We start from the raw sequence: 12959 nt of genomic DNA, 5'->3' as shown, positions 1-12959 counted from the left end.
GAGAGCAAGATGGATGTAAGCAATAAAACAGTTTTGTTGGTAGGTGCCACGGGAGGCATAGGCGCCGCTATTGCTAAGCAATTAGACCAACGTAATGCCTACGTATTATTAGTGGGGCGCAGTGAGCAGGCACTGCATGCGCTAGGCGCCAGTTTGCAGCACCAGCATAGCTTGATACAGGCGGATATCAACAGTGTAGAGGGTAGGCAGCAGATTGTTGAGCAGTGTCAGCGGCAAGCTATAGACATCTATATTAATGCGGCAGGGGTGATGGATTTTCAGCTTTTTTCCCAGCAAGATAGTGACCGGCTGCAGCAGATGATCAATACCAATTTGTTATCACCGATGTTGTTATGCCAATTACTGCTGCCCTTATTAACCCAAAAAAGCAGCGCCGCTATTGTCAATATAGGTTCTACTTTTGGCAGCATAGGCCATCCCGGATTTGCCGTGTATTGTGCCAGTAAATTTGGTTTGCGGGGCTTTACCGAGGCCTTACAGCGTGAGTTGGCCAGTACTGGGGTGCAGGTGTTGTATTTGGCACCTAGGGCAACCCGTACTGATTTAAATTCCAGCGCGGTTAATCAGCTTAATGAAGCTTTGGGCAATAGCAGTGATAGCCCAGAGCACGTTGCACTAGCAGTGATATCGGCCTTAAAGGGCAATAGGCGTCAGCAATTTATGGGCTGGCCAGAAAAACTATTTGTGCGCTTAAATGGCTTATGTCCTAATCTAGTGCATGGGGCGCTAGTAAAAAAACTGCCTATTATTTTTCGCTATGCCAATAAAAATAGCGAATAGCGGTGTATGATAACGCCGTTTATACACTTATTTATGCGGCACGCGTTATAGCGTAAAAGGATTAGCATGCAGCTGTTGTTGGTTGAGGATGATCACTTACTGGCTAAAGGTTTGCAGCAGGCGTTGGCTAAGCAGGGTCATACGGTTAATGCCGTAGCTACCGGTGAGGCGGCCTTGCATGTGGTGAGCACCGAGCCACCTGATATTGTGATTTTGGACTTGGGTCTGCCCGACATGGACGGTATCAGTGTGCTAAAGCGGCTACGTAAAAAACAAGCTGATTTACCGGTATTAATACTCACCGCTAGAAATGAGATGGATGATAAAATCCATGGCCTAGATAGTGGTGCTGATGATTATTTAGCGAAGCCCTTTGATATGAGCGAGCTATTCGCTAGGCTGAGAGTATTAGAGCGCCGTTTGACTACCCATAAAACCTCGGTAATCACCGTCGGCGACGTAAGCCTAGATATACAAAAAAAGACCGTTAACTTTCACGCCGCTGAAATTGAATTGTCTAGGCGCGAATATATGCTGTTAAAAAGCCTAATGGAAAATGCCGGCAGGGTACAGACGCGCGACACCTTAGAGGCCCGCTTATATAGTTGGGGTGAGGAGGTGGCCAGTAATGCCTTGGAAGTACATATACATCACTTGCGTAAAAAGTTTGGTGCAGATTTCATCAAGACGATGCGCGGTGTGGGTTACAAGGTTAATCTTTCGTGAGATCGATACGCGTATTTTTAGTGAGCATTATTTTAGCCTTGGTGATGCTATTCAGTTTTGTGGCGGCACTGCGCGGCTATCAATCTAGTATGGTGGCGGCCGACAAACTATTTGATAAGCAGTTGTTGGATACCGCTAAGCTTATGGGCGGCATACAAAGCCAGCAGGCCTTAGCCGCAGTGACAGTCGATAATGATTTTACCTTTCAGGTGTGGCGCGACCAGCAGTTGCTAGCCGCCGCTACGAATGCGCCCACTACGGCCATACAGGCACGGGAACAGGGCTTTAATTATAGTAATTTTAACGGCTACCGCTGGCGTACAGCAGCTTATTATCAGCCTGAAAAAAACATTTGGGTGATGGCGGCAGAGCGTACCGATGCGCGGTTTATCTTGGCCGAAAATGTTATTTTGCAGTCGATAATGCCTATAGTGATAGGTTTGCCGGTATTGGCCTTGCTGATATGGTTTATTGTTACTAAAGGCTTAAGCCCACTGCGGGAGTTGGCTACAGAGCTGGCGGATAAACAGCCCGATGATTTAAGTAGCTTGCGTTTTCAAAGCTCGCGTACAGAGTTGGTGCAAATTGTGAGCTCTTTAAATGGCCTGCTGGGGCGTTTAGAAACTTCCCTTTTGCGTGAGCGACAGTTTTCCTCTGATGCCGCGCATGAGTTGCGCACGCCTATTAGCACCTTAAAAGTGCAGCTATATAATATTGCTGAGTTGCTGCCTAAGCACCAAGATGAGTTGGCTAATATCAATATTACGGTAGAGCGGCTGGTGCATATAGTTGATCAAATTCTTAATTTACACCGTATATCCCCAGATCAATACAACGCCAAAATGAAAAAAATTAATCTTTATTCACTGGTGCAGCAGGTGCTCGCTGATGAAAGTGATCAGTTTGACAAAAAGCAGCAGAAATTATCTTTCTCAGGTGAGGTGGCCTACATACGGGGCGATGAGTTTGCAGTCAAAACGCTGCTGCAAAATGTGTTAAGTAATGCCCACAAATACACCCCTGTGCAGGGGGTTATTCATGTCAGTGTTAAGCGGCAGGCTAAGAATGTCCAGCTATGCGTTGCAGATTCAGGGGTTGGTATCGCTCCGTCTATGCGCAGTAGGGTGTTTGAACGCTTCTACAGAGTCGGCGGCGACCGTCATAGTTCTGGTGAGGCCGGTTGTGGCTTAGGGCTGGCCATTGTTAAAAATATTGCTGAGTCACATAAGTCCTATATAGAACTGGCCGATTCAAGTTTAGGAGCCGGGACGGATTTTTATATTTACTTTCCTAATATTGATAGTTTGAACGAGGTTTAAATGCAGAGTAAAAATATCGTTTTTGCTATTTTATTATTGCTGCCGCTAACAGTTGCGTATGCAGAGACTCCGATTTTTCATTTGGTGATTAAAGATCATTTATTTTTCCCCTCAGATTTCGAGGTGCCAGCTAATACTAAGGTGAAGCTATTACTGCACAACCAAGACACTAGTGCTGAAGAGTTTGAAAGTTATGAGCTAAACCGTGAGAAAGTGATAGAGGGGGGGCGTAAAGCGGTTATTTTTATAGGTCCTTTGCCGCCTGGCGACTATCCGTTTTTTGGTGAGTTTTATCCTAAAACCGCACAGGGAATTATTCGTGTTAAGTAAGATCAGCTTAATCAAAGGCCAAGCAAATGCTTATTAACTCTGTTGCATTAATCCTAGAAGAAACCTTAGAGGCGGCCTTGCTAATTAGTATGCTGTTGGCCATGACCGGGCCATGGCTAAAATCTAAAGCGTGGTTGCTCTATAGTTTTTTATTGGGATTTTTTGTTGCCTATTGCTATGCCCGCGCTATGGCGGATATTTCAGAGTGGTTTAATTATGCTGGCCAAGAAGTGTTGAATGCTTTTTTACAGGCTATGATTGCCCTGTTGTTAATGCTGTTGTCTTGGCAACTGTATTCGGCCGCCACCGCGATAAACCCGGGCGCTTTAATGGTGTGCTGCGCTAGCGCTGTGGTGTTTTCTATTTGTAGAGAGGGCGCGGAAATTATTTTATATCTAAAAGGATTTTCTAGTAATCATGAGGCTTATCCCGCGGTGATGATAGGCAGTGGCTTGGGCTTTGGTATAGGTATTAGTGTAGGGGTGTTGCTGTACTACGGCCTTATTAATGTGTCTGCACATTATAGGTCGCGAGTTTACGGGGTTTTGCTGGCGATTTTCAGTGGCAATATGTTGTCGCAGGCCACGCTACAATTAACACAGGCCGATTGGTTACCCGCGGCCCATCCGATGTGGGATAGCTCATACTGGGTTGCTGAGCATTCTATTACGGGCCATATTTTATATTCATTAATAGGCTATGAAGCTACCCCTAGTGGCTTGCAAATTGTGGCCTATGCCAGCGGTATGCTCAGTGTCTTTTTAATAACTATGCTTGCTAGGCGTCGGGCACAGGGAATGGTGTGTTTATGAATAGATTCTTAGCTTATCAGTTTATTGTATTGTCCGTATGGTTCGGTGGTTTTACGCAAGGGAGTTGGGCAGATGGTTTAGGTGTGGATAAGATTTATCACCCTTATGTGCAGCCCTTAGAAAAAGAAATAGAATTGCGTTTTATTACTGCCGACCCTGAAGGCGAGTCTAAAAGTGTACAGCAGTATTTATTAGCTTATGGCCAGTCGATTAATGATCGCTGGTTTGCAGAAATTTATGTGGTAGCCGAGAAGTTGGGCGGCGGGCAAATAGAATTAGCGGCTTATGAGCTGGAAGCTAAATGGCAGCTTACCGAGCAGGGCGAATACAGTGCCGATTTTGCGCTGCTGTTTGAGCTGGAGCAGCGACAAGATATAGATATATGGGAGTTTGCCACGGCGCTTATTGTTGAGAAAGAATGGGGCAGGTGGAGCGGTACAGCCAATGCGTTTGTGATTTCTGAATGGGGCGACGATATAGATAATGAGCTGGAAACTAAGTTAAACCTGCAAGCCCGTTACCGCTATAGCGCGTCTTTGGAGCCCGCGCTGGAGTTGTACATGAGCCAAGATACCAAGGGCATAGGGCCGGCATTTTTGGGCCAATTGCATTTGGCGGGGCGTCAGCAAATAAAATGGGAAGCTGGGCTTATCATGGGTCTAGATGCTAAAACCCCTGATGCCACACTTAGGTTACTTATGGAGTATGAATTTTAACCTTAGTGTTGCAACACTAAATAAAGGCGGTACGGTGGTTTTGACCTATACTTAGCGCACGTCTATGGCTATAGGTTTTTATTTTTATGTTGCGCTTGCGCTGTTTATTGATAGTTTGTTTGTGGCAGTTCGCTGTGCTCCCTGCGTGGGCATCTACCCCTGCTCAACCAGTAGTGGTGTCGGCGGGCATTTTTATGGGGGTTGTTAGTCCGCGGGGGGATGGGCCTTACCAGCTGATTTTACAAGAGGCAGCCAGCCGTGCTGGCATCACTATAAATGAAAATGTAGCGCCCCTAAAAAATGCTGTGGCTGACCTGGTTAATAAAAAATCACTGGCTATTTACGGCATGACAGACACGCTAATTGCTCAGTTGGGCCAAGACAATATTATTACCAGCTACCCTTTGGGTCTGTATAAGCTGCACCTATTTACTCGTAAAGGGGAACCGGCTATTAGCGGCTATCAGCAGTTGGCGAGTAAGCAGGTAGTCGGGGTGTTAGGTTATGAGGTCTATTATAGTGAGCTAGTAGCACGGGGCGTAGCGCTTAGCTATGTCTCCAATGAGCTTAGCCAAATGAAACAATTTATAGCCCACGATGCAGATGTTATCGTGGGTTTTTTACCGGACTGGTTGCCCCATATTAAACAATTAAATTACGCTGCCAGTTTTCCTGTGCGAGTAGGTTACGACATGATGACGGCAAGGAATACGCCAGAAGGTAGGCGATTTATTAATAAAATTTCGGTAGCGTTACAGGCTATGCACAGAGATGGCACGATAAAGGCCTTAATGGGTCAGCGCTATGACCCTTTTGTATATCGCCCCAATCAGCCTTATCAGTGGCGAGCTGAGCAGCCTTTTTAGTACGCTGTTATTAAGCGTGAAGCATAAAAAAAGCCGTTAACTCTTGCGAATTTACGGCTTTTTTTATTGGGTTTGCCCGGTACTGAAATGTTTAAGAGGCTTTAGGGCCCGCATTAACAACGGCATCAGCAATATCAAACTTCTTGATATTTTCTTGGAACAAGTTGGCCAACTTAGCCGCTTGTTCGTCGTAGGCTGCTTTATCTTCCCAAGCTTCGCGTGGGTTGATGTATTTAGCATCGACACCGGCAATCGCTTTAGGAATGGTTAAGTTTAAGGCTTCTAAGGTTTCGGTTTCGCAATCAACCAGTGAGCCGTTTTGCGCTGCCGCAACAACCGCACGGGTTACTGGGATAGGGAAGCGTGAGCCTTGGCCGTTTTCGCCACCGGAACCGCCAGTCCAGCCGGTGTTGATTAAGTAAACCCGCGAGCCGAAGTCTTCAATGCGCTTCATTAATAGCTCAGCGTACTCGCCCGCAGGGCGAGGCATGAAAGGCGCGCCAAAACAGGCTGAGAAGGCCGGGTGTATACCGGCTTCTGCGCCCATCTCTGTAGAGCCAACGCGTGCTGTGTAGCCACTTAAGAAGTGGAAGGCCGCCGCTTCTTTAGACAGGATAGAGATCGGGGGGATAACGCCCGATACATCACAGGTTAAAAAGATAACAGTTTTAGGTTCGCCAGCGGCATTTTCGATAATGCGTTTTTCTACGTGCTCTAGTGGGTAAGAGCAGCGGCCATTTTCAGACAATGAAACGTCGTCGTAGTCAGCGAGGCCTTTATCGTCTATCACGACGTTCTCAACGATGGCGCCAAAGCGTATCGCATCCCAAATAATGGGCTCGTTCTTTTGGCTTAGGTTGATGGTTTTTGCATAGCAGCCGCCTTCGATGTTGAATACGCCACCTTTGGCCCAGCCGTGCTCGTCATCACCAATAAGGAAGCAAGCAGGGTCAGCTGAAAGAGTGGTTTTACCGGTGCCCGATAAGCCGAAGAATAAGGTGGTTTCGCCGTCTTCGTCTACGTTAGCCGAGCAGTGCATAGGCATAACGTCTTTCTCTGGCAACAAGAAATTTTGCACAGAGAACATGGCTTTTTTCATTTCACCGGCGTAGCGCATGCCGGCCAATAATACTTTGCGTTGGGCAAAGTTAAGAATAACTGTGCCTTCAGAGTTGGTACCGTCGCGTTCGGGGTCACATTCAAAGCTGGCAACGTTTAAAATAGTCCACTCTTCTTTGCCTCTAGGGTTGTACTTGCCTTCGGCAGGGCGAACAAACATGTTATGGCCGAACAAACCTTGCCAGGCTGTTTCGGTATTAACTACAACGGGTAGGTAGTGCTCGTCGTGAGCAGCGACGTGCAACTGAGAAACAAAACGATCTTTTTGAGAGAGGTAATCTTCAACGCGGTTCCAGAGAGCATCAAACTTGTCGGCGTCGAAGGGGCGGTTAACTGAGCCCCAATCTATGGCGTCAGCGGTGGATGGTTCTTTAACGACAAAGCGGTCGGCGGGTGAACGGCCAGTACGCTTGCCGGTAGTAATCGATAAAGCGCCGGTGTCAGTTAGGGTACCTTCACCGCGTTTCAGCGACTCCTCAATGAATTGGGCGTGGGTTAAATTGGTGTATGTCGTGCTCATGCTCTCAGTTCCTGGTTGTATACCATTTACATTAGTCATCGGATTTATCGGCCGTGCTTTTTGAGCGTAGGCTGGTCCGACCTTCAAAGGGGGCGCAATTATGGCAAAAATCACCCATTGAGGCCAGCGTGTTGACTATAGAATACCGGTAATTCTTGGCTTTTTTAATTATGTAAAACTACTACAAAACCCTTGTTTTATTTGGAGTTTTTTTTCAGGTTTATGTCCCGTAACGGCCTGCTTATAAAGGGTTTTACCCTGTTGCGAGCCGGCGCGGGTCGTTGTTATCCCCTTAATGCAAGGGCGTTTTAAAAATACGGCTAAGGTCTTTACTGCCAAATCGATAGTCATGGTGGCAAAACTCACAGCGTATGGCTATCTCGCCGGCCTCTGCTATGAGTGCTTCGGATTCGCTGCGGCCCAAGGCATAAATGGCTTTTTCGGTGCGCTGTTCGGAGCAGCTGCATTGAAATTTTAGTGTGCTGGGGTCGAATACGCGCACCTGCTCTTGGTGATAGAGGCGGTGTAGCAGGGTATTAAAGTCAAGGTTTAGCAGCTCTTGTGGCTTGAGGGTGTTAGCTAGCTGGGTGACATGTTGCCATTGCTGGCTGCGATCTTGGGCGCCGTGCGCCGCGCTCACGGGCAGCTCTTGAAGCAGCATGCCGGCCGACTTGCTGCCGTCAGCGGCAAGGATTATATGGGTGGAGAGCTGCTCACTTTGGGCAAAATAATGCTCTAGGCAGGCCGCTAAATTGCGGCCATCCAAGGGCACTATGCCTTGGTAGCGCTGGCCCTTGGCGGGGTCTATGGTAATACTGAGCTGGCCGTTTTTTAATAGTGTTTGAAAATCCTCGCTGACCGCCGCGTCAGCCTCCTTCGCTATGCCGCGCACATGCCCTTGCGAGGTGGCCTCGGCCATAATTAGAGGGACTTCGCCTTCGCTGCGGGCCTGCAAGATGAGGCAGCCATCAAACTTAATCGTTTGGCTAAGCAGGGCGGCGGCACTTAAAAAATCACCCAGTAACCGCGCCACAGGGGCCGGGTAGTGATGTTTGCTCAGCGTGGTTTGATAGCTCTGTTCTAATTGAACCAGCTCACCGCGTATATCGGCGTCATCAAAAATAAAGCGTTGAATATGGTCGGGCATGGGAGGCTCTGGTAGTAAGGATTGGGGGGATTATAAGGGCAGTCGCTAGTTGGTAGTCAATAGTCGCTAGCTAGAGACTAGGGACTATTCGCTAGCGTCCTCTTTAAACCTATGTATTTGCCTGCGTTGTTTTTTGGTGGGCCGCACGCTGGGTAGGCCCGAGCCGTGAAAGGCTTTGCGTTGGCTGGCGCTGGCTTCGCGTTTAGTGATGCTTTGCTCGGTTTCTTGATACAGGGCTTGTGCTTCGGGTGCGCCGCGGCGTTGGTTGGATAGCGCTAGCACTTCGACTTCTTTTTCATCTAGGCCCTGACGCAGGGTGATCATGGCGGCTACTTCTACCTCTTTGCTAACCTTGGCGCGCTGGCCGTTGTAATGCACTTTGCCGCCCTCTATGGCCTGCTTGGCGATACTGCGGGTTTTGTAAAAACGCGCCGCCCACAGCCATTTGTCTAAGCGAATTTTAGCGCTGTTATCGGCTTTGCTGCTGTTGATATTGTTGCTGCTGGACTTGTTACTCATGCTGGCTCGATGGTGTGTTGTTCTTGTTCTTGCTAGTTAGCGGCATAATTTCATCAAAGTGCAGAATGCTGGGAAAGTCGCTTTTAGTTTGAGCGGCCTTCTTGCTATCCGGCTGTAGCAGGGTAAGTAAGTGCTTAATACCATACTGCTGAGCTGACTCTAATACGCTGATGGAGTCGTCTATAAATAGGGTTTTGGCCGGGTCAAAGGGGTGTTGCTGCTGTAGCTGCTGCCAAAATTGCTGTTGCTCTTTGGGTGCTTGATAATCGTGGCTGGCGACTATCTCATCAAACCAAGGCTCTAGGCCAGTTTGCTCCAGCTTGAGTACTAGGCCATCGCGGTGGGCGTTGGTGACCAAGATAACTTGATGATGGGAGTGCCTGAGCTGACGCAAAAATTCTTCCACATGTGGCCGTATAACTATCATATGTTTGATTTCACGCTTGAGCTCGATGATGTCCATCTCCAGGCGCTGGCTCCAGTAATCTAGGCAATACCAGTTTAGGTGGCCTTTTTGCGACATGATTTGGCTGAATAGTTCGGCTTTTACTTCGTCTATAGGGCGCTGGTGTTTGTCGGCATAGCGGCGTGGCAGGTACTCTAGCCAGAAATGGTTGTCGTAGTGCAAGTCCAGCAGGGTGCCGTCCATATCTAACAAAACAGTGTCTATCGTGTGCCAGTTAATCATGTATAGGCTTAAGCGTAATGAGGGAGGCGTATTATCCCCGTGCAGCCTCGGATTGTTAAGAAAAACAGTAATTTTTGTATGAACTACACAAAACGGGTAGTCTCTCGGGATGATACTCAGCACCCTACCTTAACAGGAGTTCCCATGCGTTTGCTCACTCGTATATTTAAGCCCGCTATCGCTATCACCGCTTTGTCTATGGCTATGCTGGCGCAGGCGGCTTCTTATTCCGCTGTTGCCGAAGATGACAGCGGCGCGGTGGCCACGGTGAATGCGCTGGCCACGCAGGCAGGCATGAATGCCTTGGCCAAGGGCGGGAATGCCATAGATGCCGCGGTGGCGGCGGCTTTAACCTTAGGGGTGGTGGATAGCCATAACTCCGGCATAGGTGGTGGCCTGTTTGCGGTGGTGCATTGGGCCGATGGCCGTATCGAGGCTATCGATGGTCGCGAAATGGCACCCGCTGCCGCCCACCGCGATATGTATTTGCGCAACGGCGAGGCCGATGGTGAGTTAAGCGTGACCGGGCCTTTGGCGATAGGCGTGCCGGGCTCTGTCGCCGTGTTTGAATATATGCTCAAACAGGGTGGCAAGCTCAGCTATGCCGATGCGCTGTTGCCTGCGGCTGATATCGCCGAGCAGGGTTTTGCCATCGATAATATTTATGCACGCCGCTTAACAAGCAAACAAAAAACAATCAGTCAGTTCCCTGCGTCGGCCCAGGTATTGTTAGCTGCCGATGGCGAGCCTTGGCCAGTGGGCCATAAGTTGGTGCAAAAAGACTTGGCACAAACCTATAGGGCGATTGCGAAAGAGGGCTCGGCCCATTTTTATAAAGGGGATTTTGCCAAAAAGCTCGCCGCGTGGATGAAAATCAGTGGTGGTTTAATCACCGAGCAAGATATGGCGAATTATCAGATGAAGCTGCGCCAGCCGGTAGTCAGCCAGTACCGCGATTACACCGTGGTTGGTTTTCCGCCACCCAGTTCTGGCGGTGTCCATGTGGCGCAAATCTTAAATACTTTAGAGCGCTTTGATTTGGCGGCGCTGTCAGATACTGACCGTTACCATGTGATAGCCGAAGCAATGAAACTGGCTTTTGCTGACCGCGCCTATTGGTTGGGTGACCCGGATTTTGTCAACGTGCCCAAGGGCTTAATCGATAAGGCCTATGGCAAAACCCTCTCCAGCAAAATCAGCTTAGACAAAGCACTGGCGGTAACAACGCACGGCACCCCGCCCCGTGCCGAGTATGATTTATTTGGTAAGCACACCACCCACATTGCCACTGCCGATAAGGCTGGTAACTGGGTGGCGATTACCACCACGGTGAATACCACCTTTGGCAGCAAGGTGATTATCCCGGGCACCGGGGTGGTGATGAATAATCAAATGGATGATTTTTCGGCGCAGCCCGGCGTGCCTAATATTTATGGTCTGGTCGGCACCGAAGCCAACAGCATACAGCCCGGTAAGCGGCCGCTGTCCAGCATGAGCCCCACTATCGTGTTAAAAGGCGAGAAGCCGATTATGACCATAGGTGCGGCGGGTGGCCCCACCATTATTACTCAGGTGGTGCTGGGCTTAATTAATCATTTGGATTTGAACAAGCCCTTATACGAAGCGATAGCCATGCCGCGTATTCATCACCAGTGGCAGCCCGAAAACCTGTATGTTGAAAAAACCATGCCGCCGGCTATACGCAGTGGCCTAGAGGCCAAAGGCCATAGCACCAAAACCTTGTGGCCCTATGGCTCTACCCAAACCATAGCAGTGGATAGCAAAGGCCAGTTTACCAGCGTGGCAGAGCCACGTTTAAAAGAGCGCAATAAGGCGCAGTAACAGCCAGCTAGCAGTAGTGCTTTATCGAAATAGGATGTAATAAAAACGCTGCTTAGACTATTTTGAGAAATGGTGGCTTATTTTGGGGCCTGATTGTGTGTTCGGGCTTGGCCTTGTCTACAGTGAGTTGTACCTCTTCAAAAAAACCAACAAGCCGAGGTACAAGGTATGAGCAAAGCAATTGGATCGCTGAAGCTGGGGAAGCCTTCCTTAAAACAAGAAACCCTAGGTGGCGTGGGGCTACAAAATACAGCCTTAGTCAAAGCCAAGTTACTGGAAGAACTGGTCGAGCTGGAGGCGCAAATGGAGCGTCTTAAGGCCGCAGGTAATGCCGTGGATTTCTCTATGATGCAAACCTATAAAGAAATGATACACAGCCGTAAAACCTTTTATAAGGAGTTGGATAACTGACGGCGGTTTTATAGAGAGCTGTTGTTAGCTGAGGTGGGGTTTTTGAGTGCCTGATAAGCAAGGCGCTTATCAGTGTGTTGAGAATAAGCCCCTAATCGTTATGGTTCTTTTTATAGTTGGGGTTATTGCGAACCCGGATATTTTCACGATTGAGTACTTCGCTAGCTTTAAGACTAACCAGCTCTTCGGCATAGTCCACATTGAGCCACCAAGGCTTGTGCTGGAAGGCTTTTTCGCGACGCGAGCCTGCGCGCCGATCTAGACCGGCTGGCATAGGCAATTTTTGGCGACGGCGGTCATTGTCTAGGCGTCTATCGCCAAACATATTTCCTGTGACGTTTCTTGTAACAGTGTTCAAGCTAAGCTCCGTTATTGTTAGCTAGGTTTCGCTTGGCTTTTTAATGGAAGCCGAATGGGCAATTCTAGCAGAAATGTGCAGCTAACGTAGCCCTAAGAGCGGCTAATTTTGGGGGGAGATAGCGCCGAGTTTGGAAAAACCTAAGAAAACTAGGCGTTTAATACCCTTAGTTAAAGTTATATCAATGTAGCGGCGGCCATAGTGTAAATTTGTCACAAAAATAATTAATGCTTATTGTTACTGCTGCTGTCGTTCCTCTCCTCGCTGGCGCCCTCTAATACTCTGACGCTGGCCTGTTGGGTGGCATAAGTGGTTTTTAGCCACCAGGGGCGTGAATCCATGGTGCTATGGCGGCTTCTACGGCAGGGTTGTTGGTGGGCCTGCTGGCTGCTGCGCCTATCAACAAAAATATCACGGGGCTTAGCGGTTTCAGGAGGTATAGTGGGTGACATAGTGGGGTTGTTTGCTCGACTTTTTTGCCGTGTATCATAAAGCATCGCTAGGAGTGTAAGTGAGAGCGGGGTCACATTTGCTATGGCTGGTAGCGGGTTAATTTAACGCTCAAAAACGCTCCATCTGTGGTTAATTGTGGCGATATGCAGGCTTCAGTTAGGAATGACGAGAATGTTGCCGAGCCCACCCCGCAGAGGCTAGCCAAAAAGGCTAAAAATAGTTTGAAAAATGCTTGCAAAAAAACAGTAAGTTGAGTATTTTGCCCGCCGATTTCAGTGTGTGTTCGTTCCTTGAGCGACGCTGAAAGGTATTGCGCCAGACAACCAAAAGTT

General features: G+C 48.6%; 15 protein-coding genes. 9 read left to right on the top strand and 6 right to left on the bottom strand.

Features of this window, described 5'->3' with window-relative positions; translation table 11 throughout:
• Positions 1-9 precede the first annotated feature (9 nt).
• The 7 genes from B067_RS0101020 to B067_RS0100990 all read left to right on the top strand — a co-directional run bounded on the left by B067_RS0101020 (position 10) and on the right by B067_RS0100990 (position 5570).
• Entirely contained in the window at positions 10-801 is a 792-nt protein-coding gene (locus B067_RS0101020; protein ID WP_019528183.1) for an SDR family oxidoreductase, read from the top strand.
• A gap of 66 nt (positions 802-867) precedes the next feature.
• Complete coding sequence (locus B067_RS0101015) at positions 868-1527, top strand: response regulator (protein ID WP_019528182.1); 660 nt, start codon at positions 868-870, stop codon at positions 1525-1527.
• Positions 1524-2846: a sensor histidine kinase gene (locus tag B067_RS0101010; protein ID WP_019528181.1), complete on the top strand. Its 1323-nt coding sequence runs from the start codon at positions 1524-1526 to the stop codon at positions 2844-2846. The genes B067_RS0101015 and B067_RS0101010 overlap by 4 nt, the downstream gene beginning before the upstream one ends.
• Positions 2847-3176, top strand: coding sequence for a cupredoxin domain-containing protein (locus tag B067_RS21750; protein WP_019528180.1), 330 nt, complete (start codon positions 2847-2849; stop codon positions 3174-3176). It begins immediately after the preceding gene.
• A 26-nt stretch (positions 3177-3202) separates the two neighbouring features.
• The gene (locus tag B067_RS0101000; RefSeq protein WP_019528179.1) at positions 3203-3988 is read left to right on the top strand and encodes an FTR1 family protein; all 786 of its coding nucleotides are present in this window, start codon (positions 3203-3205) and stop codon (positions 3986-3988) included.
• A complete protein-coding gene (locus B067_RS0100995; RefSeq protein ID WP_019528178.1) occupies positions 3985-4704 on the top strand; it encodes a hypothetical protein in 720 nt (239 codons plus the stop codon). Before B067_RS0101000 ends, B067_RS0100995 begins: the two co-directional genes overlap by 4 nt.
• Before the next feature lie 194 nt (positions 4705-4898).
• A complete protein-coding gene (locus B067_RS0100990) occupies positions 4899-5570 on the top strand; it encodes a type 2 periplasmic-binding domain-containing protein (RefSeq protein ID WP_169335532.1) in 672 nt (223 codons plus the stop codon).
• A 91-nt stretch (positions 5571-5661) separates the two neighbouring features.
• Here the strand turns inward: B067_RS0100990 and B067_RS0100985 are convergent, their stop codons facing one another.
• From B067_RS0100985 to yrfG, 4 genes are all read right to left on the bottom strand, one after another.
• Positions 5662-7209: a phosphoenolpyruvate carboxykinase gene (locus tag B067_RS0100985; protein WP_019528176.1), complete on the bottom strand. Its 1548-nt coding sequence runs from the start codon at positions 7207-7209 to the stop codon at positions 5662-5664.
• A 292-nt stretch (positions 7210-7501) separates the two neighbouring features.
• Positions 7502-8356, bottom strand: coding sequence for an Hsp33 family molecular chaperone HslO (hslO, locus tag B067_RS0100980; protein WP_019528175.1), 855 nt, complete (start codon positions 8354-8356; stop codon positions 7502-7504).
• 84 nt (positions 8357-8440) lie between these two features.
• Positions 8441-8875 (bottom strand): ribosome-associated heat shock protein Hsp15, encoded by a 435-nt coding sequence (gene hslR / locus B067_RS0100975; protein WP_019528174.1) that lies wholly within the window; start codon positions 8873-8875, stop codon positions 8441-8443.
• A complete protein-coding gene (gene yrfG, locus B067_RS0100970; protein ID WP_019528173.1) occupies positions 8868-9563 on the bottom strand; it encodes a GMP/IMP nucleotidase in 696 nt (231 codons plus the stop codon). Before yrfG ends, hslR begins: the two co-directional genes overlap by 8 nt.
• A 144-nt stretch (positions 9564-9707) precedes the next feature.
• On the opposite strand from yrfG, the gene ggt reads away from it, so the two are divergent.
• Together ggt and B067_RS19295 are read left to right on the top strand one after the other, a co-directional pair.
• A complete protein-coding gene (gene ggt / locus B067_RS0100965; RefSeq protein WP_019528172.1) occupies positions 9708-11405 on the top strand; it encodes a gamma-glutamyltransferase in 1698 nt (565 codons plus the stop codon).
• Positions 11406-11573: 168 nt separating this feature from the next.
• On the top strand, positions 11574-11816 hold the full coding sequence (locus tag B067_RS19295) for a hypothetical protein (protein WP_019528171.1): 243 nt from the start codon (positions 11574-11576) through the stop codon (positions 11814-11816).
• Positions 11817-11907: 91 nt separating this feature from the next.
• Here B067_RS19295 and B067_RS0100955 read toward each other — a convergent pair whose 3' ends face one another.
• Complete coding sequence (locus tag B067_RS0100955; protein ID WP_156820719.1) at positions 11908-12174, bottom strand: hypothetical protein; 267 nt, start codon at positions 12172-12174, stop codon at positions 11908-11910.
• A 224-nt stretch (positions 12175-12398) separates the two neighbouring features.
• On the bottom strand, positions 12399-12626 hold the full coding sequence (locus tag B067_RS0100950; protein WP_019528169.1) for a hypothetical protein: 228 nt from the start codon (positions 12624-12626) through the stop codon (positions 12399-12401).
• Positions 12627-12959 lie beyond the last annotated feature (333 nt).

Origin of the sequence: Dasania marina DSM 21967 (assembly GCF_000373485.1) — a bacterium.
GTDB classification, from domain to species: domain Bacteria; phylum Pseudomonadota; class Gammaproteobacteria; order Pseudomonadales; family Dasaniaceae; genus Dasania; species Dasania marina.
Note: the sequence above shows the minus strand (reverse complement) of the source record. Positions and strands in the feature narration are given on the sequence as shown.